Source organism: Streptomyces sp. NPDC002835 (assembly GCF_053591995.1).
Genome location: NZ_JBSFUW010000003.1, coordinates 247,597 through 271,801, shown reverse-complemented (window position 1 = coordinate 271,801; position 24,205 = coordinate 247,597). Strand labels below are relative to the sequence as shown.

Below are 24,205 nucleotides of genomic sequence, written 5' to 3'. Positions count from 1 at the left end.
CATCCGCGGTCAGCGGCCCTGAAGAGAGAGCTGGAAGACCTCCGCCGCGAGACGGGCAGCCGCCTGCCTGGTCGAGTGGGCCAGCAGTCCGGTGCTGATGGGGCCGCCGGCCGCCAGGTGCCGGTCGTACGGCAGGACCTGCACCCTCGCCCCGGTGGCTGCGAGCTTCTTGGCCGCGGCTTCGAGACCCACGCCCGAGTGGGGCGCCAGCTCGGCGAGGACGACGACCGTGCCCGCGATCACGTGCGGGGGCAGCCCTTGCATCCACTGGAGCACCGCATACGTGCTCCCGATGCCCTCCAGCGTGGCCGGGGCGGTCAGGACGCGGGCCTGGGCGGCGGAGAGAGCGACGCGGGCGACTTCGGCGGGCAGCGTCTCGCAGTCGACCACCGTCACGCCGAAGTAGCGCCGCAGCGACACCATCACCCGCTCGTACGCCCGCGTGTCCAGCATCGCGCCGATCTGGCCCTGACTGCCGGGCAGCAGCCAGGCGTTGCCGGGGAGCTGGACCAGATATCCCGTGACGTCGAGCAGCGACATCTGCGGCTCGACGATGTCCGCGACGTCGCCGGTGGTCCAGCGCAGTGTCTCGGCGCCCATCCGCAGCGGCAGCGAGCCGAGCGCCGGGTCCGCCTCGACGAGGAGAACGGGGTCCTGCCGGTAGTGCGCGTACGTGAGGCCGAGCAGCGCCGCGACGGTCGACTTGCCGGCCCCGCCGCGGATGGAGGTGACGGCGATCTGCCGGCCGGTCGTCACCGGCTGCTGCAGCACCTCGGCGATGCGGGTGGCGCCCGCGACCTCGCGCGCGGCCGAAGAAGCGAGCGTACGGCGCAGGGTGCGCACGGCGCGCGCGGCGAAGGACTCCCCGCGCCGCGGCCTGCGTCCCGTACCGGCCAGCGCCTGGTCGATCACGGCTCGCGAGTCGGGGGTGCGTTGCGGGGCGGCGGCCGGGGCGTACGCGGCCGGGCCGGAAGTCGGCGGCGTCGGGTGCGGGGAGGCTGCCTGGGAAGCAAGCTGCTGCGGCTGCTGCTGCCGCGCATCGTTCGAGGGGGAACGGTTCTGCTCGGCTGCGGCGCCCACCGGGTGGGTGCCGGGGTGAGCGCTGCGGTCCTGGCCCGTCGCCGTGGCACCGGGCGTCGGCGCCGCGGCGGGCTGCGGACCCCGTTGGGCACCGCCGCGCAGATCGCGCAGCACATCGCCCTGCCAGTTGTCCCCGTTCGGCATGTCCGCCCTCTCTCCCCCGTTGTGCTGCCCCACCCGGAGCCCCGCGCGTCGAATCAGAACTTGTTGAGCAGCTGTCCGTACACGCCGAACACGCCGACGGCGAGCGGGAAGAGTCCGATCACGCCGATGGATTCCACCAGGTCCGCCGTGCGCCGCAGCCGGACCCGGACGTGCTCGGCCGGCTGCACGGCGAGGACGAGCAACGGCAGCGCCGCGGCGACGCACAGCACAGCCAGCGGCGCGAGGCCCCCGGCATGCTGCAGCCACAGCATCACCAGCCGTACGACAAGGACCGCAGCGGCGGCGAAGAGTGCGGCGACCTCCACCACCAGCGGAAAGGCCCGCGCCCTGGACAGAAGCACCACCGTGACGAGCGACGACAGCGTCACGGTCCACACCGTCGGGTTTTCGGCCAGGGTGAGTAGCACGCCGGCGGCGGCAGCGGAGACCGCGGTCACCATCGTCGCCAGGGCGAGTCCGCGGTGCGTGGCCGCGAGCGCGTTGGCCACCTCGTGGCGGCTGACGGAGACTCCGCCCGAGCGGCGGTCGTCGAGTGCGGCGAGTCCCGAGGCCGTCAGAGCGAGCCGTGGCAGAAGGCCGAGCAGCACGGCGGAGAAGACCGCCATGACGGCGCCGAGCCGGGCCGGATCGCTCTGAACAGAGGCAACGCCGCCCCACACGGCGCCGATCGCAGCCGTCGCCCCAGCACCTGTAAGTCCACCGCGGCCGAGCGGTGAGAAGAGGCCGAGCAGCGCCAGCATCGGAATCACTGCCCCTGCGACAGCGGTGACGCGGCCGTCCACCGGCCAGTCGTGCGCGTCGGCGGCCGTCCACGCCGCGAGGACGCCCAGGCCACCCGAGGCGACCAGCAGCGCGGTCGCCAGGCCCTGGTTCCGTCCGAACCTGGACACGAGCGCACCGGCCGCGGACAGCACGAGAGAGACCAGCGTCATGGCACCGGCCAGGGTGCCGAGGGGGAACTCGCGGCGGGCGAGCAGTGCGGCGATCACTGTGAAGACGACGGTTGCCACACCCGCGCCGACGCGGCGTGCGGCGGGACGCCAGCGCCAGGCCCGCAGGTCGAGATCGTCGGCGACGAGATCGGTGACGTCGTGCACCACCGGCGCGGGCGGCGCGGAGTGCGTCCTGACGAGCCGCAGCACGGCGCCGTCGGGAATCCCGGCCGACGCCAGGGTGCTGTCGTGCGGCAGGGCGGAGCCGTCGGTCGCGATCAGCTGCCGTGTCAGCGGCCGGGTGGCGACCCGGTCGTCCAGCAACTGGAGGATGTCCGGCAGCAGTTCCCCGATCGGAGTGTCCGACGGAAGGACGATGTCGGCACGTCGCCGCTCGCCGACCAGGGTCACCCGGCTGAGCTGCGCACGGGGGGCCGCCGCTGCGCTCACCACCGCGTCACCGGCTGCCCGTGGTGGTGTGCCTGACGCTGCTCCTGTTCGGCCTTCTGCTTCGCCAGCGTGTGCTGCAGGAAGGACCAGCCGACGCAACCCGCGCACAGGACCGCTGCGATGACGACTCCCGCGAACACCTTTCCCAGCCGCTCGTCCGCCGTACGCCGGGTCCGCTGCGCACCGAACAGCAGCGCGTCCCGCATCCTGCGCCGGCGTACGGCCACCGACTCCAGCAACTGGCTGTCATAGTCCCGTGCCACGCGAAGTCCCCCCTCACTTTGCCTGTGCAACATAGAACACAAGTGCGCGGACGGTACACACCAGGGTCGTCCACCGGCCGGGGCCGGGCGGCGGCCGGTGGCGTCGGGTGGCCGGATACGGCCGGGCCACGGGTGGGGCGCAAGTAGGGTCGGCGGGACGTTGAGGCACACCGGCATCGCGGAAGAGGCGGAGAGCGCACGTGATCGACGACAACCGGCCCGACAAGGTCTCGATACCGTACGACGTGCCGACTTCCGCACGGGCCTACGGGTGGATGCTGGGCGGCAAGGACAACTACGAGGTCGACCGCGCCTTCCTGCTCGCCACGCTGCCGGCGTTCCCCGAGTGCGTGGACATCGCCCGGCAGAACCGGCAGTTTCTCTACCGGGCCGTCCGGTATCTGACGCAGGAGCTGGGGATCCGTCAGTTCCTCGACATGGGCTGCGGGCTGCCGACCGACAACAACGTCCACCAGGTGGCGCAGCGCTTCGCGCCGGACGCCCGGGTCGTGTACGTCGACATCGACCCGATCGTGCTCGCACACGGGCACGCGCTGCTCGCCGACAACGCGACGACGACCGTCATCACCGCCGACATGCGGGACCAGCGGTCGGTGCTCGACCATCCCGATGTGCGGCGGCTGATCGACTTCGACGAGCCGGTGGCGGTGCTGTTCCTCTCCGTGGGGCACCACCTCGTCGACGCCGACGACCCGCGCCGGATCCTGCGTACGGTCATCGACCGGGCGGCGCCCGGCAGCTGTGTCGGCTTCTCGCACGTCGTGTCCGACGATCCGGCGCGCGGCGCCGAGATGACCGCGCACATCTCGTCGGGCGGCATCCCCTGGCAGACGCGGACCCCCGCCGAGGTCGACGCGCTGGTGGAGGGCCTGGTGCCGGTCGAGCCGGGCCTGGTCGATCTGGCCGACTGGCGGCCCGACCCGGACCAGCCGCCGCTCGCCCCGGTCCACCCGGACCTGGCGCCCTACGTCGGGGCCGCGAAGGGGAACAAGGACGGCAAGGGCCTGTACGAGTACGGCGGGATACTGCGCACACCCCGGGCGTAGACGCCGGTACGCGCGGTCAGGCCAGCGCGATGAACAGGCCGAGCGCCAGTACGGCGATCCCGCAGCCGTACAGCGCCGAGGTCACGGAGCGGGCCTCCGCGGACGGGTCGGCGCCACCGGCTCGGGCGAGGTCCACGGCGGATTTCAGCAGCAGGATGAGAGCGGCCGCACAGCAGACCGCGATCAAGGAGTCCGTCACGCCGCGACGATCTCACGGGCCGTCAGGACACGCATCCCGGGAGGTTTCGCCGCCGTCGGCCGGGGCGGTGAGTTCGGCGAGGGTGTCCGTCAGCCACTTCGTCCAGAAGGTCTCCAGCTCGATGCCGCCCCGCAGCACCACATGGCGCAGTCTGTCCTGCCTGCTCACCCGGCGCTCCGGCGGGAAGTCGCGCTCCTCGATGGCCAGATATCCGGCCAACTGGGTGCGGTGCAGCTCCAGATGGCGTACGAGTTCCGCCTCCATGTCCGCGCCGCCCACCACCGCCGCCGCGCGCAGGCGCAGCAGCAGCGGGTCGCGGATCTGCCGGGGGTCCTCGGGGCGGGTGACCCAGGCCGCCAGTTCCTCCCGGCCGGCGGGCAGGACCTCGTAGTCCTTCTTCTGGCCCCGGGTCGGCTGCTCGGACGGCAGGGCCCGGATGTGGCCGGCCTGCTCGAGCTTGCCCAGTTCGCGGTAGATCTGCTGGTGGGTGGCCGACCAGAAGTAGCCGATCGACTTGTCGAAGCGGCGGGTCAGCTCCAGGCCCGAAGAGGGCTTCTCGAGCAGGGCCGTGAGGATCGCGTGGGGCAGGGACATGGCCGCATCGTAGGACCCGTGCGGGGGAGGGACCGCGGCGCGTCGGGACGCCCGTGGGGGCGCCGACGCCCCCACGGGTTCCTCCTGCGTCAGCTCGCCCAGACCTCGGCCTCGTCGGCCGGGACGGCGGTGGCCAGGCCCAGTTCCTTGCGGGCGGCGACCGTCTTGTTCGGGTCGAGGCCGGTGAAGGCCGGGTCGTAGGCGAGGTAGAACGCGTCGACGTCGGCGGCCTTCGCGGCCTTGTCCCACTCGGCGGCGGTCTTCTCGAGCTGGGCGCGGAGCTTGGCCGTCTCCGTGCCGTCGATGCCCTCGAGGCCCTTGACGTGCGTGTCGAGGGCGGCGGCGACGGCCTTGGCCTGTGCCTTGAAGCCGGGGAGGTCGTCCTCGACGGACTCCGCCTCGGGCTGGTTCATCCACAGGGCGTCGTACACGCCGTTGGCGCCCTTGAGGTACTCGGCCTGGCCGGGCTTCATGCCGCCGGCCGCCTTGAGGGAGCCGCTGAACGTGCCCTTCTCCTTGGTGTACGTGCAGCTCACGGCGCGGTCGCCGGTCGACCAGCTCTCGCTGGTCGGGGTGTAGTAGAGGATGTCGACGCCCTTCGGGAGCGCCCAGGTGTCCGGGGCGAACTTCTGCGCCTCGGCCGGGCACCGCTCGTCGGCGATCGCCCAGATCGCGTCGTTGCCGGGGAACGTCCTGGCCTCGTCGAGTTCGAACTCACCGACGACCTGGGCCTGGTGGGGCTCACCGCAGGGCACGACCTCGATGGCGAACGTCTCGCCCTCGGCCTCCTTGCCGTTCGGGTTGTAGCAGTCCCCGATGCCGAGCGAGAACACCGAACGCTGGCGGGCGACCTTCTTCGCACCGTCCTTCGCGCTGTCGACGACTTCCGAGCACCCCACCGCGCCGACCGCGAGCAGGACGACGGCGGCGGTTATGCCGCGCAGGGGACGGGACGGGGTGCGCAGGGCCATGACGCGTACATCCTCTTACGTGAACCTTATGAATGTCGTGCGCATGGTATGCCACTTGGGTGGCCGGGGGGTGGCGTGACGTGGGCGGCGCGGGGGCCGCTGCGCGGGCGTGTTCCCCACCCCGCCCCTTCCCGAACCGGGCTGCGCCCGGACCCGCCACCGCGCTCCGCGCGGTGTTTCGGGGGCTCCACCCCCGTACCCCCGCGCCTCAAACGCCGGCGGGGCTGGAACTTGCCGGTCCCGTCAGGGCTCCGCCCGGACCCGCGCCTCAATCGCCGGCGAGGCTTGAGTTGCCCCTGCCGGCGAGGCTGATTTCGCGGAGCGAAATCCAGCCCGGCCGGCGATTGAGGCCACCGCGCGGAGCGCGGTACCGGGCCCGGGCGGAGCCCGGCCCGCCGCCCGGAGGGCCGGTCACCGGGGTCCGGGGCCTGCCCCGGTTATGGGAAGGTGGGGGTCCCCCGAGGCCGCCAGGCCGCAGGGGGAGGGTAGGGGACAAGCCCGCCGCAGGCGCCACGTACCCCCCGCCGTACCCCCGCCCGGCTACAGCGCCGCAGCCAGCCGCGTCCCCTGGTCGATCGCCCGCTTCGCGTCCAGCTCCGCCGCCACGTCCGCGCCGCCGATCAGGTGGACCGTGCGGCCCGCACCCGTCAGCTCCTCGTACAGCGAGCGCTGCGGCTCCTGGCCGGTGCAGAGGACGACCGTGTCGACGGGCAGGACGGACGCCGTGCCGTCGACGGTGAGGTGCAGGCCCTCGTCGTCGATGCGGTCGTACGTGGCGCCGGCCGTCATCGTCACGCCGCGGTGCTTGAGTTCCGTGCGGTGGATCCAGCCCGTCGTCTTGCCGAGACCGGCGCCGACCTTGGTGGTCTTGCGCTGGAGGAGGTGCACGGCGCGCGGCGGGGCCGGGCGCTCGGGCTTCGTCAGGCCGCCGGGGGCCGCGTAGTCCATGTCGACGCCCCACTGGCGGAAGTACGTCCGCGGGTCCAGGCTCGCGCCCTCGCCGCCGTCGGTGAGGTACTCGGCGACGTCGAAGCCGATGCCGCCGGCGCCGATGACGGCGACCCGGTCGCCGACGGGCGCGCCGTCGCGCAGGACGTCGAGGTAGGTGACGACGCTCGGGTGGTCGACGCCGTCGATGTCGGGGGTCCGGGGCGTGACGCCGGTGGCGACGACGACCTCGTCGAAGTCGGCGGCCGGCAGGTCGGCGGCGGTGACGCGGACGCCGAGGCGGACCCGGACACCGTGCTCCTTCAGCTGCGTGCGGTAGTAGCGCAGCGTCTCGTCGAACTCCTCCTTGCCCGGGACGCGCTTGGCGATGTTGAGCTGGCCGCCGATCTCCTCGGCGGCGTCGAAGAGGGTGACGTCGTGGCCGCGTCCGGCCGCGGAGACCGCGCAGGCGAGCCCGGCCGGTCCGGCGCCGACGACCGCGACGCGCTTCTTCAGCCGGGTCGGCGCGAGGACGAGCTCGGTCTCGTGGCAGGCGCGCGGGTTGACCAGGCAGGAGGTGATCTTGAGGTTGAACGTGTGGTCCAGGCATGCCTGGTTGCAGCCGATGCAGGTGTTGATGGCGTCGGCGCGGCCGGCCCGTGCCTTGGCCACGAACTCGGGGTCGGCGAGGAACGGGCGGGCCATCGAGACCATGTCGGCACGGCCGTCGGCGAGCACCTGCTCGGCGACCTCGGGGGTGTTGATCCGGTTGCTGGTCACCAGCGGCACCGAGACGGCGCCCATCAGCTTCTTGGTCACCCAGGTGTACGCGCCGCGCGGCACGGACGTCGCGATGGTGGGGATACGGGCCTCGTGCCAGCCGATACCGGTGTTGATGATGGTGGCGCCGGCCGCCTCGATCTCCTTGGCGAGCGCGACGACCTCTTCGAGAGAGGAGCCGCCGGGCACCAGATCCAGCATGGAGAGCCGGTAGATCAGGATGAAGTCCTCGCCGACCGCCTCCCGCGTGCGGCGGACGATCTCCAGGGGCAGCCGAGTGCGGTTCTCGTACGAGCCGCCCCAGCGGTCGGTGCGGTGGTTGGTGGCGCTCGCGATGAACTCGTTGATGAAGTAGCCCTCGGAGCCCATGATCTCGACGCCGTCGTAGCCGGCCGACCGGGCGAGGACGGCCGCGCGGACGAAGTCGCCGATCGTCTCCTCGATCTCGTCCTCGGTCAGGGCGTGCGGAACGAACGGGCTGATCGGGGCCTGGATCGCGCTGGGGGCGACGAGGTCCTGGTGGTACGCGTACCGGCCGAAGTGGAGGATCTGCATGGCGATCCTGCCGCCCTCGGCGTGCACGGCGTCGGTGACGACCCGGTGCCGGGCGGCCTCGTCCTCGGTGGTGAGCTTGGCCCCGCCCTCGTAGGGGCGGCCGCGGTCGTTGGGGGCGATGCCGCCGGTGACGATGAGGCCGACCCCGCCGCGGGCGCGCTCCGCGTAGAAGGCGGCCATCCGCTCGAAGCCGCGCTCCGCCTCCTCGAGGCCGACGTGCATGGAGCCCATCAGGACGCGGTTGGGCAGCGTGGTGAACCCGAGGTCGAGCGGGCTCAGCAGATGCGGGTACGGCGCCGGCCCGGCCGTGGTGGTGCTCGTACTCGTCGTCATCGGTGCCTCCTCGCACAGGGGTGTCGAGTGAAGTTCTAGCGGGTCGGCAGAGGCTTGTGCAACAAAGTGCATAATGATTCGCGCCACAGATCGTCACTGGTAGGACATACGTACTGCTCAGCCATACGGGTGATCCTGGTCATACGAGCAGCTTCCGGACCTTTACCGTGGCGCCGTGGCGGGATGGCAGCACGTGAGCGCACTGGGTGTCGCGGCGATTGTCGGAGCTCAGGGGGCCGGGTTCGCGGCCCTGTCGCCGGGGGATGACGACGGACCGGGCGGCCGGGCGGAAGTGTCGGTGACCGCGCCAGGAACGGACCCCGAGCCCGGCCGGAGCGCGTCGGCGCCCGCGCCGTCGTTGTCGGTGTCCGTGTCTGCCTCGTCGGTGTCCGTGTCGGCCGTGGTGCCGGGACCGGCCGGGATGGGAGTCTCCGTCTGCGTGGTCATCGGCGCCGGACACTGCCCGCCCCCGCCGCCCTGCCCCACACCGACGCCGCCTCCCCCGACTCCCGCGCCGACGCCGCCACCCGTGCCGTCGCCTCCCGCGCCCACCACGCTGCCGCCCTCACCGCCTCCGGCACCCACCCCCACGCCCGTCCCCGCTCCGCCCCCTCCGCCCGCCGCGCAGGCCGGCCCGCCGGCCTCGCCCTCGGCACCTCCTGAGCAGCCCGCCCCCGCGCCGCCCGCCGCCGCTCCGCCGCCGGAGCGCGTCGAGGCCGTCGCCATCCGCACGTACCGGCCTACGACCCGCGCGCCCGAGCGCACCGGCACACCGCTCACCGTCCTGATGCTGGTCACCACGATTCCGGCCGTCCTCGCCGCGGCCCTGCTGCGCCCCCGCTCGCAGTCCGCCGCGCGGCGCGGCCGCGCCTGACCACGTCCCGCACGGCCCCACCGACTCCCCACACCACCGGAGACCCTCATGTCCGAATGGCTCGTCCTGGCCATCGTGATGGCCGCCGCCTGCGCCGTCGTCCTCGTCGTCACGGTCCTCAGCCAGCGTGCGGCCCGCCCCGCCGCGGCGGCGGCCGACCTCGACGACCGGGAGGCGCCGCAGACCCCGGACGTCCTCGAGTACATGGTGATGATGGTCGGCGTCGTGTACGCGATCGTGCTCGGCCTGGCCATCGCCGGCGTCTGGGAGGCGCGCGGCGCGGCGCAGGACGCCGTACGCACGGAGGCGCAGGCGCTGCACGAGGTAACCCAGCGGGCCCAGGTCTATCCGGCCGACTTCCGCGACCGGCTCCGTACGGACATCGACACGTACGTCTCCGAGGTCGTCGAGACGGAGTGGCCGCGGATGGTCGAGCAGCAGGAGCTGTCGTCGCGCGGGACCGAGCTGCTGGCGGCCGTGCGCTCCGAAGTCGCGGAGCGGGAGCCGAAGAACGAGCTGGAGGCGCAGGCCTACCAGCCGATGCTCGACCAGGTGGCCGCCGCGGAGGACGCGCGCAACGCCCGCGCGGCGGGCGCAGAGGAGACGCTGCCCGGCATCGTGTGGTTCGGGCTGATCAGCGGGGCCGTGGTGACGATCGGGCTGATCTTCACGATGCAGATCGGCCGTACGTTCCGTGAGCTGCTCCTCGCGGGGCTCTTCAGCGCGCTGATCGCCTTCCTGCTCTTCCTGGTGTGGGACTTCGACGCGCCGTTCGGCCGCTCCGGCTCCGAGTCGGCGGACGCCTTCCGCCAGCTTTTCCCGGGCGCCGCCGGCCGGGGCTGAGCGCTACTCCCATCAGAGCCGGTGAACCGTGACCTGGATGGTCGGCCACTCGTTCGAGTGAGTCCAGTTGGACGGGGGAAGGGAAACGGGACCGTGTGGCTACGTTGGCGGCATGTCACGTTTCCGCATGTATCCGACAAGTGAGCAGGCGGGCGTCATGCTCGGGCACTGCGCGCATGCGCGGTACGTATGGAACCTGGCCGTCGAGCAGCACGCGCACCGGAGGCAGAGTCAGGAAGGCGGCCCCTGGGTTTCCGGAGCAATGTCGCCAGCTCACTGAGGCGCGCCGCGAGAACGCATGGCTCGCCGCTGGGAACGCGGATGTGCAGCAGCAGGCCTTGAAGGACTTCGCCAGGGCCAAGAGCGCCAGGGTCGTCTCCGGGTTCGGGGAGCCGACCTGGCGGAAGAAGTACCGGCATGAGGGCTTCCGGGTGATCGGCACCGACCGCGTCGCGGAGTTCGGGCCGGACGGTTCGCCGAAGCTGAACGCGAAGACCGGCAAACAGGTCCAGGGCCGGTCGGTGGTGGTCCGGAAGCTGCCTCCGCCACGGGAACGGTAGAGGAACCGGGCAGGCGGGTCCGGCAGAAGGCCGGGCTGAACCGGGCGATCCTCGCCCAAGGTTGGGGCCTGCTCCGCAGGCGTGCCGGGGAGAAGGCTCCCGGCCGGGTCGAGGACGTACCCGCCCCGTACACCTCTCTGCGGTGCAGCGCCTGCGGATGGATCGAGAAGAACTCGCGCAGGAGCCAAGCCGAGTTCGTCTGCGTATCCTGCGGCTTCACCTGCAACGCCGATGAGAACGCGTCATGCAACGTCGCGGCGGGACAGGGCACACCGCCTCGTACAGCGGGCTGTTCAAGTCGTTCTTCGACCTGATCGAGCCCGCCGCGCTCACCGGGAAGCCGGTGCTGATCGCGGCGACCGGCGGGACCGCCCGGCACTCTTCCCCAGGCCTGGGCCTGGGGGCCTGGGAGGTGCGCCCAGTGCTGGACCACGCCCTGCGGCCGCTCTTCGCCTTTCTGCGGGCACTCGTCGTGCCGACCGGCGTGTACGCGGCGTCGGAGGACTGGGGCGGCACGGGCGACTCGATGACGGCCACCCTCCCGGACCGCACGGCCCGGCCATCAGGGCGGCGAGCTCGCGGCCCTGATGGCCGGGCCGGCCATCGCCGGGCCCCGCCGCGACACGGCCACCGCGGACCTGTTTGCGTAGTTTTACGTAGGCTGGCAAGGAGCTACAGCTACGGAGGTGGCGGGAATGGCGGACAAGGCAGCCGCGGGCAAGATCGTCGTCGGCGTGGACGGCTCCGAGCCGTCGATCAGGGCCCTTCGCTGGGCGGCCCGGCAGGCCGGGCTGACCGGGGACGCCCTGGAGGCGGTCATCAGCTGGGAGTACCCGGCGGCCGGCTGGGCCACCATGGTCGCCGCCATCCCGGCCGACTTCGACCCGCAGGCGCTCGCGGCCCAGGTCCTCGAGGAGACCCTGGAGCAGACGCTCGGCGACGAGGCCGCCGCCATCACCCGCACGGTCCTGATCGGCAACCCGGCGCAGGCCCTGATGGACCGCTCCGACGGCGCGTCCCTGCTGGTCGTGGGCGACCGCGGCTACAGCGGCTTCAAGGCCACCCTGCTCGGCTCCGTCGGCCTCCACCTGGCCCAGCACGCCCCGTGCCCGGTCGTCGTGGTCCGCGGCACCACCACCTGACGGCCGGGCCGCCGGGCCCCGCGCACGGTCAGGCGGGGACGGCCTCCTCGACCACGTCCGCGACCACACAGGCGACGTTGTCCGGGGCCCCGGCCCCGTGGGCGAGCGCGATCAGGCCGGTGACCGCGTCGTCCGGGTCACCGGCGGACTCGACGGTCCGGCTGATGTCCGCGTGCGGCACGACCGCGGACAACCCGTCGGAGCAGAGCAGATACCGGTCGCCGGGCTTGGCCTCGTGCAGCCGCAGATCCGGCCGGGCGATCCCCTCGCGGCCGTCCAGGGCCCGCAGCAGCATGGCCCGCTGGGGGTGGGAGGCCGCCTCCTCCGCGTCGAGGCTGCCTTCGTCGATCATCGGCTGGACCACCGTGTGGTCGTGCGTGATCCGGAAGAACGTCCCGTCGCGCAGCAGATAGGCGCGGGTGTCCCCGATGTGGACGAGCGCCAGCCGCGACCCGGTCCACAGCATCGCGGTCAGCGTCGTACCGGAGTGGGAGTCGGAGTCGGGGCTTGAGTCGGAGTCGGCGAGGCCGTGGACCGCTGCGTTCGCGCGCTGGACGGCGTCCTCGAGAGCGTTCAGCAGATCGCCGGCGCGCGGCGGGGCCGCAGCGCCCCCGAGCGCGTCCGTCTCCAGCGCTTTGAGCGCGTCGACCGCGCCGGAGCCGGCGCGTTCGCCGTCGGCGCCGAACCCGTCGGCGACGGCGAGCAGCCGGGACCCGGCGTAGGCGACGTCCTGGTTGGACTCCCTGACGAGTCCGCGGTCCGAGCGGGCGGCGTAGCGGATCGTAAGTGGCGTGGTGAGCTGCGACATCGGATCGGTGTCCTTCCCCGAGAGCTGGTCGACGAGGAAGTCCGCCAGGTCCCTGCGCGCCGCGGTCTCCGCCTCGACCCCGGCCCAGTACGCCCGGACCTGCCGGGCGGCCGCCGGCGCGTCCGTCTCCGCGAGGTCGCAGACCTCCCGGACCCGGGCCAGCGGCATACCGATCCGCCGCAGCCATGCCACCAGCCGGGCACGTTCGGTCTGTGCCCGGTCGTAGTAGCGGTAGCCGGTGAAGGGGTCGGTGTGGGCGGGGCGCAGCAGGCCCAGTTCGTCGTAGCGGCGCAGCGCCTTGGCGGACAGCCGGGAGACACGGGCGAACGCCCCGATGGTCAGCAGGTCCATGGCCCCCGGCTCCTGTTTCTCGTCGGCCGGGCGCCTCGCCCGGCACGCTCGATGCTGGGCGTTCCCTCGGGGGGAAGGTCAAGCGCGGGCGCCCCGGGCGGCCGGGGGCGCCCGCGCGGCGGTCGGCGCGGGGTCACTTGCGGTTGTAGAGGCGCATCGTGACCGAGCCGAAGACGATCACGAGCAGTGCCGACCAGCCCAGCGACCAGGCGATGTCGGCCGCCGGCCAGTCGCCCGCCATCAGTTCGCGGACGGCGGTGGACACATGGGTGACGGGCTGGTTGTTGACGAATGCCTGGAGCCAGCCCGGCATGGTGCTCGGGTCGACGAAGACGTTGCTGAGGAACGTCATCGGGAAGATGACCATCATGCTGACGCCCATGACCGACTTCTCGGTGCGCAGCAGCAGACCGAACATCGTCCAGATCCAGGAGAACGCGAACGAGAAGACCAGCAGCAGCACGACGCCGAGCGCGATGCCGACCGGTCCGCCGCCGGGGCGGTAGCCGATGAGGAGGCCGACCGCGAGCATCACGACCGAGGCGATCAGATAGCGGACGACGTCGCCGAGGAGGTAGCCGACCATCGGCGCGGGCCGCCAGATCGGCAGCGTGCGGAAGCGGTCGAAGACGCCCTTGGTGATGTCGTTGTTGACGGCCACCCCCGTGTACATCGTGATCATCACGACGCTCATGGTGAGGATGCCCGGCAGCAGGAACTGCACGTACGCGTCGACGGAGCCGGCGATCGCGCCTCCGAAGAGGTACGTGTACATCAGCACCATCATGATCGGGAACGCCGTCACGTCGAAGAGCTGCTCCGGCACATGCTTGATCTTGAGCATGGCGCGCCAGCCGAACGTCAGCGACGCCGACCACGCCGTGGGCCGCGCCGGCCGTTCCGTCGCCACCAGCAGCGAGGCGAGGTCCTCCGTCCTCGGCGCTTCGAGTGCGAGATCGCCCGGATCCTTGGCGGTGGTCGCGGTCGTCATGCCGCCTCCCCCTTCTTGTCGGTCAGGGCGAGGAAGACCTCGTCCAGGCTGGGCTGGCCCAGCGCGAAGTTGTCGACGGTGATGCCGCAGCGGGCCAGTTCGGCCAGGGCGTGGGCCGCCTGCTCGGCCGCGCCGCGTTCGGTGCCCTGCCCGTTGACGCGGGCCGTGAGGGCGACCGGGTCGGCGTCCAGCAGCACTTCCGCGCCCAGCGCGGCGGCCAGCACCCGCTCCGCCTCCGGCCGCTGCTCGGCGTCACGCAGCCGCAGATGCACGGCCCCGGAGCCGACGGACGCCTTCAGCTCGCCCTTCGTGCCCTCCGCGATCACCTTTCCGTGGTCGATCACGGCGATACGGGAGGCGAGCCGGTCGGCCTCGTCGAGATACTGCGTCGTCAGCAGCACCGTCGTCCCCTGGGAGACGACGGCGCGGACGATGTCCCAGACCTGGTTGCGGCTGCGCGGGTCGAGGCCGGTGGTCGGCTCGTCGAGGAAAAGCAGGTCCGGGGTGTTGAGGATGGACGCGGCGATGTCGATACGGCGCCGCATGCCTCCCGAGTAGTTCTTCACCTGCTTGTCGGAGGCGTCGCGCAGCCCGAACGCCTCCAGCAGCTGGGCCGCCCGCTCGCGGGCCGCCGGCTTGCCGTGGCCGAGCAGCCGCCCGAGCAGGACCAGGTTCTCCGTGCCGGTCAGGTCCTCGTCGACCGAGGCGTACTGCCCGGTGAGGCTGACCCTGCTGCGGACCGCGTCGGCGTCCTTCTGGACGTCCTTGCCGAAGACGCGGGCCTCGCCCGCGTCGGGCCGCAGCAGGGTGGCGAGCATCCGGACGGTGGTCGTCTTGCCGGCCCCGTTCGGGCCGAGGACTCCGTAGACCGTCCCGGCCGGTACCAGGAGGTCGACGCCGTCCACGGCACGGTTGTCACCGAAGACCTTCACCAGCCCGCTGGTCTCGATTGCCAGATCTGTGCCTGTACTCATCGTCCGTTCGTCCGTCCCTCGGTTCCTTCGCTCCGTCCGTGCACAACAGACGCGTGCAGTACAGACGCGATCCGCTGCCGGAAATAATCGGTCGGGACGGCGCAGGCGTCACTCCCGTGTGTAGAAGAAGTAGAAAACCGCGGCTCCCACGCCCGCGCCCACCCCGACGCCGATCCCCGCGGCTCTCAGGACGCTCCCGTCGGCCAGGCTGGTCAGGAAGCCGATGGTCACGGCGGTCAGCGCCCCGTACGCCAGCGCGCGCGGTTCACGAGGCAGCCGGTGCTGGATTCGGCCCAGACCGAAGGCCAGGGCCGTGAAGACCACCGCGGTGATCACGCCGAGGATCCACTGGCCGGCGGTCGCGACGCCGCCCTCCTCGGTCCGTCTGATGACGGCGGCCCAGATACCGGAGGTCAGGCCCAGGGTGACGGGCAGCGCCCAGGCGAACGGGCTGTGCTGCCGGGATTCGTGCGTCCTGCGCCGCCGGTGCGGCATCGCTGCGTGTGCGGCCATGGCAAGGGCTCCTTCCCTGTCCCCCGCACCCCCTCTTCAGGGCACACCAGCCCGCCGCCACGGGCAAGTCCTGGGCGGGCCGCCGCACGGACGGGCGCGCAACGGATCGGCCCGCACCCGCGTCTCACTGCGGACAGGGGAGACAGGCGGACGCACGGACGGACGGGGAGACTGCAGACGTGGAGGCCGGTGGGGACGGGACGACCCGGGAGACGGCGGGCCGCGCCGGGCACGGCGGCGGATGGTTCGCCGGGCTGCTGCTCGTCGTGCCGACCGCGGTCGCCGCCTGCCGGGTCGCGGACACGGACGGTGTCACGCCCGTACCTCAGCTGCTGGCGTTCCTGCCGTGGCTGCTGGCGCCCGCCGGCGCGGCGCTGCTGCTCACGCTGCTGACGCGGCGGCGCCTCCTCGCCGGCTGGGCGGTCGCGGTGCTCGCGGTCATCGGCTGGTTCGTCAGGCCGTACGACACCGGGCTGACCGAGAGGCCGCCGGGCCCGGTCGTGGCCCGGCTCTCCGTGCTGACGTCGAACGTCGAGTTCGGGCAGGCGACGGGCGCGCTGGTGGAGACGGTCCGCCGGGAGCGGCCGGACCTGGTGTTCGTCCAGGAGTGCGACCACGCGTGCGCCGAGGCCCTGGAGTCGGACCTGCCGCGCGCCGACTACCCGCACCGCGAGGTCGTCGTGGGCGGCGGGTCGTCCGGCTCCGCGATCCTGAGCAGGCATCCGCTGCGGCCCGCCCCCGGAGTCGAGAGTGCGCTGGCCATGCCGGGCGGAGTCGTCGACGTCGGCGGGCGCCGGATCGCCGTCCAGCTCGCGCATCCCCTCCCGCCGGTGCCGGGCGCCGTGCACGACTGGCGTCGTGAGCTGGGCCTGCTGCGGGAGTACGCGGCCGGCGCGAAGGGCGGTCCGGGCATCGTCGCCGGCGACTTCAACGCGGGACAGGACCACGCCGCCTTCCGCGGCATCCTCCGGGCCGGGCGGCTGAGCGACAGCGCCACCCTCGCCGGCGCGGCCCGCACGCCCACCTGGCCGGCGGGGCAGGCCGGGCCGCTGGGCACGCAGATCGACCATGTGCTGGTCAGCGAGGACTTCTCGGTGCGCGACGTCCGCTTCCTCGACCTCCCCGACACCGATCACCGGTCGCTGCTCGTGGAGTTGGAACTGCACGACGTGCGCTGACGGCCCGCGCGCGCGAGAGTCGAGCGAGAGGGCCCTGCGCGGGTTCACGCCGGAACCGGGAGCGGACGCCATGGATCATGAGCAGAACAGCGAGAAGATCGACGAGCAGATCATCGACAACATCGGCAACCTCGTCGCGGAGGAGCGGGCCCTGCGTGACCGCTCCACCGGACAGCAGGGCCTCGGCCGGGACGAGCAGGCCCGGCTGCGCGAGCTGGAGATCCAGCTCGACCAGTGCTGGGACGTGCTGCGGCGGCGCCGCGCCAAGGCCGAGTTCGGCGAGGACCCCGGCACGGTGAAGGAACGGCCCGCGGACGAGGTGGAGAACTACCGCAGCTGAGCGGGGCCGGGGCGGGGCTTGCGCCACCGGGCCCGTTCGGGGTCTCTTGATGCCATGGGACGACGTGACGGCGGCACCGGGGGGCGCACAGGACGCCTGACCCCGCCGGAGTGGCTGACGCACGGGCTGCGGCCGCAGCCCGATCCCGTCCCCAAGGCCGCCGTCGGCCGTGCGGCGCTCGCCCTGGCCGCGCCGCTGGCCGTGGGGCTCGCCGTCGGCCGCCCCGAGTACGGCGCGCTCGTGTCGATGGGCGCCCTGGCCGGCGTCATCGGCGACACCGCCGACGCCTACCGGATGCGGCTGCTGAACATCGCCGTGCCGCAGTTCTTCGGCGCGGTCGGCGTCACGCTCGGCATCCTGGTGTACGGGGAGGGCTGGGCCGCGGTCGGCGCGCTCACCCTCGTCGCGCTGGTGTCCGGCATGATCTCCTCGATCGGCGCGGTGGCCTCCGTGTCGGGGCTGCTGCTCCTGCTGAACGCCGTGGTCGGAGCGGGCCTGCCGATGCCGAGCCCCTGGTGGCAGGCCCCGCTGCTGCTCTCGCTCGGCGGGCTGTTCGTCCTCTTCCTGACCCTGCTCGGCTGGCCGCTGCGGGCGCGGGTGCCCGAACAGTCGGCGGTCGCCGCGACGTACCGCGCCGTCGCCGACCTGCTGGCCGCGGCGGGCACCACCGACTACGACGAGCGCCGGCAGGAGGTCACCCGGTCGCTCAACACCTCGTACGACCTGATCCTCGCCCGCCGTGCCCGCGACCACGGCCGCCGCAGCCCCCTGGTGCAGCTCCTCGCCCAGGTCAACGTGTTGATCCCGCTGCTCGAGGCGTCCGCCGCCGCCCATCTGTACGGGCGGGCCTCCCGCCGGCCCGAGATCGCCGCGGCGGTGCGCGAGCTGGCCGTGTCGGTGGAGCAGCGCCGCGGCAGCGCGCCCGAGCTGCTCCTGCCCGCCCCGGAGGGCCCCGCCGACCGCGCCGTGAACAGCGCGCTGCGCCACGCCTCCGCGGTCGTCCACAACCCCGACCCCGATCCCGCGGGCATGGACGACCGGCTCGGCCGACCCGCCCCGCTCGGCGTCCGGGCGCGGAGCGCGGTACGCAACATGCTGCTCTCGGAGCCGTCGTGGCGTTACGGGCTGCGGCTCGCGCTCTGCATCGGGCTGGCGCAGACCCTGGTGTCCCTCGTCCCGGTGACGCGCTCCTACTGGGTGGCCCTCACCGTCACGTTCGTCCTCAAGCCGGACTTCGGTTCGGTGTTCTCCCGCGCGGTGCTCCGGGCGTTCGGCACGGCGGCGGGCCTGCTGGTGGCGGCCGCGGTGCTCTCGGCCGTCGAGCGCGGCTGGTGGGACGTGCCGGTGATGATGCTGCTCGCGGCGCTGATCCCGGCGTTCTCCGTGAAGGGCTACGCCTTCCAGACCGCGGCGATCACCCCGGTGATCCTGATGCTCTCCGACATCCTCAACCACGAGGGTTTCCATCTGGTGCTTCCGCGGCTGGTCGACAGTCTCCTCGGCTGCGCGATCGCCCTGGTGGCCGGCTATCTGCTGTGGCCGGAGAGCTGGCACACCCGGATCGGGGACCGGCTCGCGCAGTGCGTCGAGGACACGTCGCGCTTTGTGGCGTGCGCGTTCGGCGGCCTGGACCCGGTGCGGCGGGCCCATGCCCGGCGGCGGATCTACCGGGACCTGTCGTCGGTGCGCTCCGAGTTCCAGCGCGCCCTGACCGAGCCGCCGCCGACCGGCAGGCGGGCCGCGGCCTGGTGGCCGCTGGTCGTGGCCGTCGAGCGGATCGTGGACGCGACGACGGCGGCCCGGGTCCGCGTCGACCACGGGGCCGAGCCGCCCGGCCCGGACGAGGTCGCCGGCGTCGAGCGGCAGCTGCGCGAACTGGCGGACGGACTGCGCTCGAGCGAGGTGCTGGTCGAGGTGCGGGCGGACCTGCCGGGCGACGACGAGGGCGTGCTCGCGCCGCTGCGGCAGGAGGTCAGGGCGGCGCGGGCGATCGCGTCGCCCGCACCGGGGCCCTGAGGGCGGGGCGGGGCGACCGGGCGGGTCAGCTCTTCGGCCGCGCGCCGTGGAGCCGCTCCAGCTCGCGCCGGTCGCGCTTCGTCGGCCGGCCGGCCCCCCGGTCCCGTACCGCCGCCGGGGCGGTGAACTCCTTCGGCGGGGGCGGCGGGCTGTTGTCCACGTACGCCTGGGCCGCGACCGGCGGGCCGACCCGCTTCCGCAGGATCTGCGAGACGACGACGATGCGCTCACGCCCCGCGTGGAAGATGCGCAGCTGGTCACCGACGCGCAGCGCCTGCGCGGGCTTGACGCGGTCGCCGTTGACCCGGACATGGCCCGCGCGGCAGGCCGCGGCGGCCTGCGAGCGGGTCTTGGTGAGCCGTGCGGACCAGATCCAGACGTCGACCCGTACGGTCCCCTCGCCTGACGCGGACGCTCCCTCTGCAGCCATGCTCCCGACTCTACGACTTGGCGCCCGCGGAGCGCCCGTACGGCCACATACGGGTGGGGCCCGCCCCCCCTCCCCCGCACCGGAGCGCACACGTCCGACTACGATGCGCACGATCCCCTATGACGGAGGCGCTCCCTCCGCACTCAGCCAACCCCTTTCTGGGGCGCCGTCAGCACCGGTACGGCGCAAGGGCATTCGGAGACTTCCATGCGCAGCAGCTCCGGCAGAGGGCTTCGGCCAGGTGTCCTCGGGACGTTCGACATCGCCGTCATGGCCGTGGCGGGCACCGCCCCCGCCTTCTCGATCGCGGCCACCACGGCCGTGCTCGTCGCCACCGTCGGATTCGCGGGCCCCGCCGCGCTGCTGTACTGCGCGATACCCATGCTCGGCATCGTCCTGGCCTTCGGCCGCCTCGGGCGCATCGACGTCAACGCGGGCGCCGCGTACTCCTGGGTCGGGCGGACCCTCCACCCGTTCCTCGGCTTTCTCTCCGGCTGGGCGCTGGTGGTCTCGACGACGATCTTCATGGTGGCGGGGTCGCTGCCGGCGGGCGTGATGACGCTGGCGCTCTTCGATCCGGTCCTCGCGGAGAACAGGTTTCTCGCGGCGGCCGTCGGCGCGGCCTGGTTCCTGGCCATGCTCCTCGTCGTCCTGGGCGGGGTCCGGCTGACCGTGCACGCCCAACTGCTGCTGACCGGGCTGGAGATGGTGATCCTGGTCTTCTTCATCGGGGCCGCCCTGCTGCACGAGGGAGCGGCCGCCGCCTTCGACTGGTCGTGGTTCGGCTTCTCCCACTTCGAGGGGACGGCCGGCTTCGCAGCCGGGGCGCTGGTCGCCACCTTCTACTTCTGGGGCTGGGACGTCACCGGCAACCTCAGCGAGGAGACCCGGGACAGCCGGCGCACCGCGGGGCTCGGCGCGCTGATCGGCGTGGGCGTCGTCTTCCTGCTGTTCGAGGCGTTCACGATCGCCGTCAACATCATTCTGACGTCCGGGGAGATCCAGGCGGCGGGGTCGAACGTGCTGGCCGTGCTGGGCGCGGCCGTCTGGCCCGGCGTCGGCGGCAAGCTGCTCGTCATGGCGGTCCTGCTGTCGACCGTGGCCACCTTCGAGACCACGCTGATCCAGGTGACCCGCTCGCTGTTCGCGATGGGCCGCGACCGTACGATGCCCGCCGCGCTGGGCCTGGTCCACCGCCGCTGGAAGACGCCGTGGGTGGCCGTCACGGTGGTCGGCGCGGTCGCCCTCGCCCTGTTCGTGGCCTCCACGGCGCTGGGCTCGGCCGGTGACGTCGTCGCCGCGGCGGTCTCCGCCCTGGGGCTCCAGATCGCCTTCTACTACGGGCTCGCCGGGATCGCGGCCGTCGTCGCGTACCGCAGGATGCTGCTGACCTCCGTACGCGACTTCGTGCTCGGTGGCGCGTGGCCGCTGGCGGGCGCGCTGTTCATGCTGTGGATCTTCTTCGAGTCGCTCGGCGAGCTCAGCGGCGCGTCGATCGCGATCGGTCTCGGCGGTCTCGCCGCCGGTCTCGTGCCGATGGTCGTCCACTGGCGTCGCGGCAGTACGTACTACCGGCCGGCCAGGCTGGACGCGGCCTGTGCCGTCCGGTCCGGCGACGACCCCCGCGGGCGCGGGCCAGACTGCGGGGACTACGCCGACAAGGCACTGGCCACGGACTACTGACCGCCAGGACGCCCGCCCGGAGCCGCAGGCGGACCGTCCCGTACACCGCCCGCCTCCACGCCAGCCGCACGCTTGCACCGCCGAGGGAAGTGCCGCACATGGCCGTACGCCGCCGCTTCGTACCCGACTTCGACCCCGCCTTCGGGGACCAGCCGCTGGCCGACGCCCTGCACGACATCACCATCGGCAGATGGCAGGGCGTACGCGACCTGCTGCGGGAGACCGCCGACGACTGGCCGCTGCGCACCCACCGGGTCCGGCTGCTCGCCCATGCCGCGGCCGGCACGTCCGCGGCCGAGAGCTGGCGGGCGGCGGAGCCGGCTTCCCCGGACGCGGCGGTCCTCGGCGCGGCGACCGCGGTGGTGCGCCTCTTCCAGCGGGCGATCGCCGCGGGCCGGGCCGCCGGCACCGACCGTGCGCGGATCGACGCCGCCGTCGCGGCCTGCCGCGCCGCCGCCGACGCCCACCCGGCCGACCCGATGCCGTGGGTGTCGCTGCTGACGGTCGCCCGTCTCTACGAGGACGGGGTGCCCAGGCGCGAACTGCGTGGCTGGTGGGACGAGATGCGCCGACGCGACCCGTACAACGTCGAGGGCCATGTGCAGTTGCTGCGCTACCAGTCGGCGCGCTGGCACGGCACCCACGGCAGGATGTACGACTTCGCGCGGGACGCGGCGGGGGCGTCGCCGCCCGGATCGCCGCTGCCGGTACTGGTGCAGATCGCCCGGGCGGAGGAGTACCGCTACGTCGCCGGCGAGGCGCAGGGCCGGGTGGTGCGCGGATTCGACCAGCACTGGAAGCACGAACTGGCGATCACGGAGATCCGCCGCACCTGGGAGCGGTGGATCCTGTGGCGGGCCGACGGGCCGCTGGCGCCGCAGGAGGTCGGCGAGCTCAACTATCTGGTCCACGCGGCCTGTCACGCGGGACTGCGACTGGAGGCCGGCGGGCTGTTCCGGCTGCTGGGCCGCCGCGCGGCGCATCTCCCGTGGGCGTACACGGGAGACGCCGCCGAGCAGTTCACGAGGTGGCGTGCGCAGATGGACGCCACCTCGTGAACCGGTGCATCACGCGCCGATGTCGCGGCCGTCCTTGCGGTAGACGGCGACGACCGACGGGCGGACCATCTTGCCCGGTCCGTCGGGCCAGGCGCTGGCGGGCTTCTCGGCGGACGCGCCGTCGACCTCGCCCGGGTGCTGCACGGCCACCAGGACACGGCGGTCCTGGATGATCGGGCCGCAGGTCTCCGCGCCGGTCGGCACGGTCAGGAACTGCTTGAGCTCACCGCGGCGCTCGCCGTGGGTCGCGACGCCGAACAGTCCGTCGTGCGAGCCGAGCTTGTTGCCGTCCGTGGAGATCCACAGGTTGCCGTACGGGTCGAACGCGATGTTGTCCGGGCAGGAGATGGGGCTGACCTTGTCCTTCGGGTAGCCCGCGTAGTACGTGTCCGGGTCGTTCGGGTCGCCGGCGACCAGGAACAGGCGCCAGGCGAAACCGTCCGACGTCGGGTCGTCCCGGTGCTCGGCCAGCTCGAGGACCTGCCCGTGCTTGTTGAGGTTGCGCGGGTTGGCCTCGTCCGCGCCCGGGTTGTCGCCCTTGCCGCGGTTGGTGTTGTTCGTGAGGGCCACGTAGACCCGGCCGGTGCGGGGGCTCGGCTCGACGTCCTCGGGGCGGTCCATCTTGGTCGCGCCGACCTTGTCGCCCGCGAGGCGGGTGAAGACGTACACCTCTTCCGCGGTCATGCCGGGCACGTGCGACGCGTCGCCCGTCGCGAGCGGGATCCACACGCCGGAGCCGTCGAACTCGCCGTCGTTCGGGAGCTTGCCGGTGCCGTCGATCTCGCCCGGGGAGTCACCGGTGAGCTTGGCGACGTACAGGGTGCCCTCGTCGAGCAGCGTGAGGTTGTGCTCGCGGGCGGCGCGGCTGCCGCCCTTCTTCATCCGCTTCGAGGAGACGAACTTGTAGAAGTAGTCGAACCGCTCGTCGTCGCCCATGTAGACGACCGGGCGGCCGTCGTCGGTGAGCCGGGGCTGCGCGGCCTCGTGCTTGAACCGGCCCAGCGCGGTGCGCTTGGCGGGCGTCGACTCGGGGTCGTACGGGTCGAGCTCGACGACCCAGCCGTGGCGGTGGATCTCGTTCGGCTCCTGCTCCACGTCGAAGCGCTCGTCGAAACGCTCCCACTTGCGCTCGGTGCCGCCGGAGCCGATGCCGTAGCGCTTGTCCGTGGCGCTCGAGCCGTTCGCGAAGTACTGGTTGAAGTTCTCCTCGCCCGACAGGACCGTGCCCCACGGGGTGGTGCCGCCGGCGCAGTTGTTGAGCGTGCCGAGCACGGTCCGGCCGGCCGGGTCGGCGCTGGTGCGCAGCAGCTCGGAGCCCGCGGCGGGGCCGGTGAGCTCGAACTCGCTCGTCGCCGTGAGACGGCGGTTGAGCGGGTGGCGGGTCACGGGCGAGAGCTTGCCGGAGCGGTGCTCCTCCTGGACCACGACGACGGACAGACCGTGGGCCGCCCAGGCGATCTCGACCTGCTCGCGGGTCGGGTTCTCGGAGTCGTAGCCCTTGAACATCAGGACCTCGTCCGTGTACTCGTGGTTCGCCACGAGCAGCTGACGGCCGCGCTCGCCCCGCAGCGGGAGCAGGCTGAGGAAGTCGTTGTTGTACCCGAACTGGCCCGCCTGCGCCTTCGCCGACTGGTTGTCCGGGTCGAAGGCGGGCGCGCCGCGGAGGATCGGCTCGCCCCAGCGGATGACGACGCTCTGGGCGTAGCCCTCGGGGACGGTGACCTTGTCGTCCGTGTTGGGCGCGACGGGCGCGAAGCGCAGACCGCGGGCGCCGTCGGCCGTGCCGGGCCTGCGGCCGGGCCAGTGGCCCTGGGGGGCGGCGGCCTGGGCCGGGGTGGCGCCCTGGACGACCGCGCCGCCGGCCGCGGCGGCCACGGTCACGACCGCGGCGGCGCGCATCATCGAGCGGCGCGACAGGGCGCTCGCTATGACGTCGCCGACGTACTCGTTGTCACTGGTGTTGGGGACCTCGTGGAAACAGGCGTCGCCGCAGCGGTAGCGGCAGGTGAGGGCGGAGCGTCCGCCCGCGTGCGGAGTCGTGTTCAACAGCGGCAGCAGTTTGCGCACTTCGTCCTCCTTCGGCGCAGCCTGCGCCGACATGGTGTCGGAATGATTTCCGGCCATGACG

Annotated in this window: 26 protein-coding genes and 1 pseudogene; 13 read left to right on the top strand and 14 right to left on the bottom strand. The window is 72.8% G+C overall.

Annotation, left to right across the window (positions count from 1 at the left end):
• Nucleotides 1-9: 9 nt before the first annotated feature.
• From ACWD01_RS05455 to ACWD01_RS05445, 3 genes are read right to left on the bottom strand one after another with little or no spacing between them, the layout of a single operon-like run.
• Complete coding sequence (locus ACWD01_RS05455) at nucleotides 10-1,224, bottom strand: MinD/ParA family protein (RefSeq protein ID WP_451158305.1); 1,215 nt, start codon at nucleotides 1,222-1,224, stop codon at nucleotides 10-12.
• Nucleotides 1,225-1,277: 53 nt separating this feature from the next.
• Nucleotides 1,278-2,630, bottom strand: a complete 1,353-nt coding sequence (eccD, locus tag ACWD01_RS05450; protein WP_451158303.1) for a type VII secretion integral membrane protein EccD — start codon at nucleotides 2,628-2,630, stop codon at nucleotides 1,278-1,280.
• Nucleotides 2,624-2,890 (bottom strand): hypothetical protein, encoded by a 267-nt coding sequence (locus tag ACWD01_RS05445; protein WP_451158301.1) that lies wholly within the window; start codon nucleotides 2,888-2,890, stop codon nucleotides 2,624-2,626. The genes eccD and ACWD01_RS05445 overlap by 7 nt, the downstream gene beginning before the upstream one ends.
• Before the next feature lie 200 nt (nucleotides 2,891-3,090).
• Between ACWD01_RS05445 and ACWD01_RS05440 the strand changes: the two genes are divergently transcribed.
• A complete protein-coding gene (locus tag ACWD01_RS05440) occupies nucleotides 3,091-3,957 on the top strand; it encodes an SAM-dependent methyltransferase (protein WP_451158299.1) in 867 nt (288 codons plus the stop codon).
• Nucleotides 3,958-3,973: 16 nt separating this feature from the next.
• Here ACWD01_RS05440 and ACWD01_RS05435 read toward each other — a convergent pair whose 3' ends face one another.
• From ACWD01_RS05435 to ACWD01_RS05415, 5 genes are all read right to left on the bottom strand, one after another.
• Nucleotides 3,974-4,156 (bottom strand): hypothetical protein, encoded by a 183-nt coding sequence (locus ACWD01_RS05435; protein WP_451158297.1) that lies wholly within the window; start codon nucleotides 4,154-4,156, stop codon nucleotides 3,974-3,976.
• A gap of 12 nt (nucleotides 4,157-4,168) precedes the next feature.
• Nucleotides 4,169-4,750, bottom strand: a complete 582-nt coding sequence (locus tag ACWD01_RS05430; protein WP_451158295.1) for a PadR family transcriptional regulator — start codon at nucleotides 4,748-4,750, stop codon at nucleotides 4,169-4,171.
• A gap of 89 nt (nucleotides 4,751-4,839) precedes the next feature.
• The gene (locus tag ACWD01_RS05425; protein ID WP_451158293.1) at nucleotides 4,840-5,721 is read right to left on the bottom strand and encodes a septum formation family protein; all 882 of its coding nucleotides are present in this window, start codon (nucleotides 5,719-5,721) and stop codon (nucleotides 4,840-4,842) included.
• A gap of 540 nt (nucleotides 5,722-6,261) precedes the next feature.
• Nucleotides 6,262-8,316 (bottom strand): FAD-dependent oxidoreductase, encoded by a 2,055-nt coding sequence (locus tag ACWD01_RS05420; RefSeq protein WP_451158291.1) that lies wholly within the window; start codon nucleotides 8,314-8,316, stop codon nucleotides 6,262-6,264.
• Between the two features lie 228 nt (nucleotides 8,317-8,544).
• The gene (locus tag ACWD01_RS05415) at nucleotides 8,545-8,763 is read right to left on the bottom strand and encodes a hypothetical protein (RefSeq protein ID WP_451158289.1); all 219 of its coding nucleotides are present in this window, start codon (nucleotides 8,761-8,763) and stop codon (nucleotides 8,545-8,547) included.
• Between the two features lie 82 nt (nucleotides 8,764-8,845).
• Between ACWD01_RS05415 and ACWD01_RS05410 the strand changes: the two genes are divergently transcribed.
• The 7 genes and pseudogenes from ACWD01_RS05410 to ACWD01_RS05380 all read left to right on the top strand — a co-directional run bounded on the left by ACWD01_RS05410 (nucleotide 8,846) and on the right by ACWD01_RS05380 (nucleotide 11,735).
• On the top strand, nucleotides 8,846-9,190 hold the full coding sequence (locus tag ACWD01_RS05410; protein ID WP_451158287.1) for a hypothetical protein: 345 nt from the start codon (nucleotides 8,846-8,848) through the stop codon (nucleotides 9,188-9,190).
• A gap of 48 nt (nucleotides 9,191-9,238) precedes the next feature.
• On the top strand, nucleotides 9,239-10,033 hold the full coding sequence (locus ACWD01_RS05405; protein WP_451158285.1) for a bestrophin-like domain: 795 nt from the start codon (nucleotides 9,239-9,241) through the stop codon (nucleotides 10,031-10,033).
• Between the two features lie 112 nt (nucleotides 10,034-10,145).
• Nucleotides 10,146-10,313 (top strand): helix-turn-helix domain-containing protein, encoded by a 168-nt coding sequence (locus ACWD01_RS05400; RefSeq protein WP_451158283.1) that lies wholly within the window; start codon nucleotides 10,146-10,148, stop codon nucleotides 10,311-10,313.
• Between the two features lie 43 nt (nucleotides 10,314-10,356).
• The gene (locus ACWD01_RS05395; RefSeq protein ID WP_451158281.1) at nucleotides 10,357-10,593 is read left to right on the top strand and encodes a hypothetical protein; all 237 of its coding nucleotides are present in this window, start codon (nucleotides 10,357-10,359) and stop codon (nucleotides 10,591-10,593) included.
• Nucleotides 10,594-10,628: 35 nt separating this feature from the next.
• Nucleotides 10,629-10,907: a zinc ribbon domain-containing protein gene (locus ACWD01_RS05390; RefSeq protein ID WP_451158389.1), complete on the top strand. Its 279-nt coding sequence runs from the start codon at nucleotides 10,629-10,631 to the stop codon at nucleotides 10,905-10,907.
• Nucleotides 10,865-11,209 (top strand): annotated as a pseudogene (locus ACWD01_RS05385) (NAD(P)H-dependent oxidoreductase); the annotation flags it as partial. The gene ACWD01_RS05390 and the pseudogene ACWD01_RS05385, both read left to right, overlap by 43 nt.
• A 79-nt stretch (nucleotides 11,210-11,288) precedes the next feature.
• Nucleotides 11,289-11,735 (top strand): universal stress protein, encoded by a 447-nt coding sequence (locus ACWD01_RS05380; protein ID WP_451158279.1) that lies wholly within the window; start codon nucleotides 11,289-11,291, stop codon nucleotides 11,733-11,735.
• Between the two features lie 28 nt (nucleotides 11,736-11,763).
• Here ACWD01_RS05380 and ACWD01_RS05375 read toward each other — a convergent pair whose 3' ends face one another.
• From ACWD01_RS05375 to ACWD01_RS05360, 4 genes are all read right to left on the bottom strand, one after another.
• Nucleotides 11,764-12,894: a MerR family transcriptional regulator gene (locus ACWD01_RS05375; protein WP_451158277.1), complete on the bottom strand. Its 1,131-nt coding sequence runs from the start codon at nucleotides 12,892-12,894 to the stop codon at nucleotides 11,764-11,766.
• A gap of 133 nt (nucleotides 12,895-13,027) precedes the next feature.
• On the bottom strand, nucleotides 13,028-13,885 hold the full coding sequence (locus tag ACWD01_RS05370; protein ID WP_356898435.1) for an ABC transporter permease: 858 nt from the start codon (nucleotides 13,883-13,885) through the stop codon (nucleotides 13,028-13,030).
• A complete protein-coding gene (locus ACWD01_RS05365; protein ID WP_451158275.1) occupies nucleotides 13,882-14,859 on the bottom strand; it encodes an ATP-binding cassette domain-containing protein in 978 nt (325 codons plus the stop codon). Before ACWD01_RS05365 ends, ACWD01_RS05370 begins: the two co-directional genes overlap by 4 nt.
• A gap of 108 nt (nucleotides 14,860-14,967) precedes the next feature.
• A complete protein-coding gene (locus tag ACWD01_RS05360; protein WP_451158273.1) occupies nucleotides 14,968-15,372 on the bottom strand; it encodes a hypothetical protein in 405 nt (134 codons plus the stop codon).
• A gap of 179 nt (nucleotides 15,373-15,551) precedes the next feature.
• On the opposite strand from ACWD01_RS05360, the gene ACWD01_RS05355 reads away from it, so the two are divergent.
• The 3 genes from ACWD01_RS05355 to ACWD01_RS05345 all read left to right on the top strand — a co-directional run bounded on the left by ACWD01_RS05355 (nucleotide 15,552) and on the right by ACWD01_RS05345 (nucleotide 18,906).
• Complete coding sequence (locus tag ACWD01_RS05355) at nucleotides 15,552-16,550, top strand: endonuclease/exonuclease/phosphatase family protein (RefSeq protein WP_451158271.1); 999 nt, start codon at nucleotides 15,552-15,554, stop codon at nucleotides 16,548-16,550.
• A gap of 70 nt (nucleotides 16,551-16,620) precedes the next feature.
• Nucleotides 16,621-16,890 (top strand): DUF2630 family protein, encoded by a 270-nt coding sequence (locus ACWD01_RS05350; RefSeq protein ID WP_451158269.1) that lies wholly within the window; start codon nucleotides 16,621-16,623, stop codon nucleotides 16,888-16,890.
• A gap of 54 nt (nucleotides 16,891-16,944) precedes the next feature.
• Nucleotides 16,945-18,906: an FUSC family protein gene (locus tag ACWD01_RS05345; RefSeq protein WP_451158267.1), complete on the top strand. Its 1,962-nt coding sequence runs from the start codon at nucleotides 16,945-16,947 to the stop codon at nucleotides 18,904-18,906.
• 25 nt (nucleotides 18,907-18,931) lie between these two features.
• Here ACWD01_RS05345 and ACWD01_RS05340 read toward each other — a convergent pair whose 3' ends face one another.
• Nucleotides 18,932-19,336, bottom strand: coding sequence for an RNA-binding S4 domain-containing protein (locus ACWD01_RS05340; protein ID WP_451158265.1), 405 nt, complete (start codon nucleotides 19,334-19,336; stop codon nucleotides 18,932-18,934).
• A gap of 207 nt (nucleotides 19,337-19,543) precedes the next feature.
• Here ACWD01_RS05340 and ACWD01_RS05335 point away from each other — a divergent pair, with 207 nt between their 5' ends.
• Nucleotides 19,544-21,019 carry an APC family permease gene (locus ACWD01_RS05335; protein ID WP_451158263.1) on the top strand — a complete coding sequence of 492 codons (1,476 nt, stop codon included), beginning with the start codon at nucleotides 19,544-19,546 and terminating at the stop codon, nucleotides 21,017-21,019.
• 98 nt (nucleotides 21,020-21,117) lie between these two features.
• The gene (locus ACWD01_RS05330; RefSeq protein WP_451158261.1) at nucleotides 21,118-22,077 is read left to right on the top strand and encodes a hypothetical protein; all 960 of its coding nucleotides are present in this window, start codon (nucleotides 21,118-21,120) and stop codon (nucleotides 22,075-22,077) included.
• 9 nt (nucleotides 22,078-22,086) lie between these two features.
• Here the strand turns inward: ACWD01_RS05330 and ACWD01_RS05325 are convergent, their stop codons facing one another.
• Complete coding sequence (locus tag ACWD01_RS05325) at nucleotides 22,087-24,144, bottom strand: PhoX family protein (protein WP_451158387.1); 2,058 nt, start codon at nucleotides 24,142-24,144, stop codon at nucleotides 22,087-22,089.
• Between the last annotated feature and the right edge of the window lie 61 nt (nucleotides 24,145-24,205).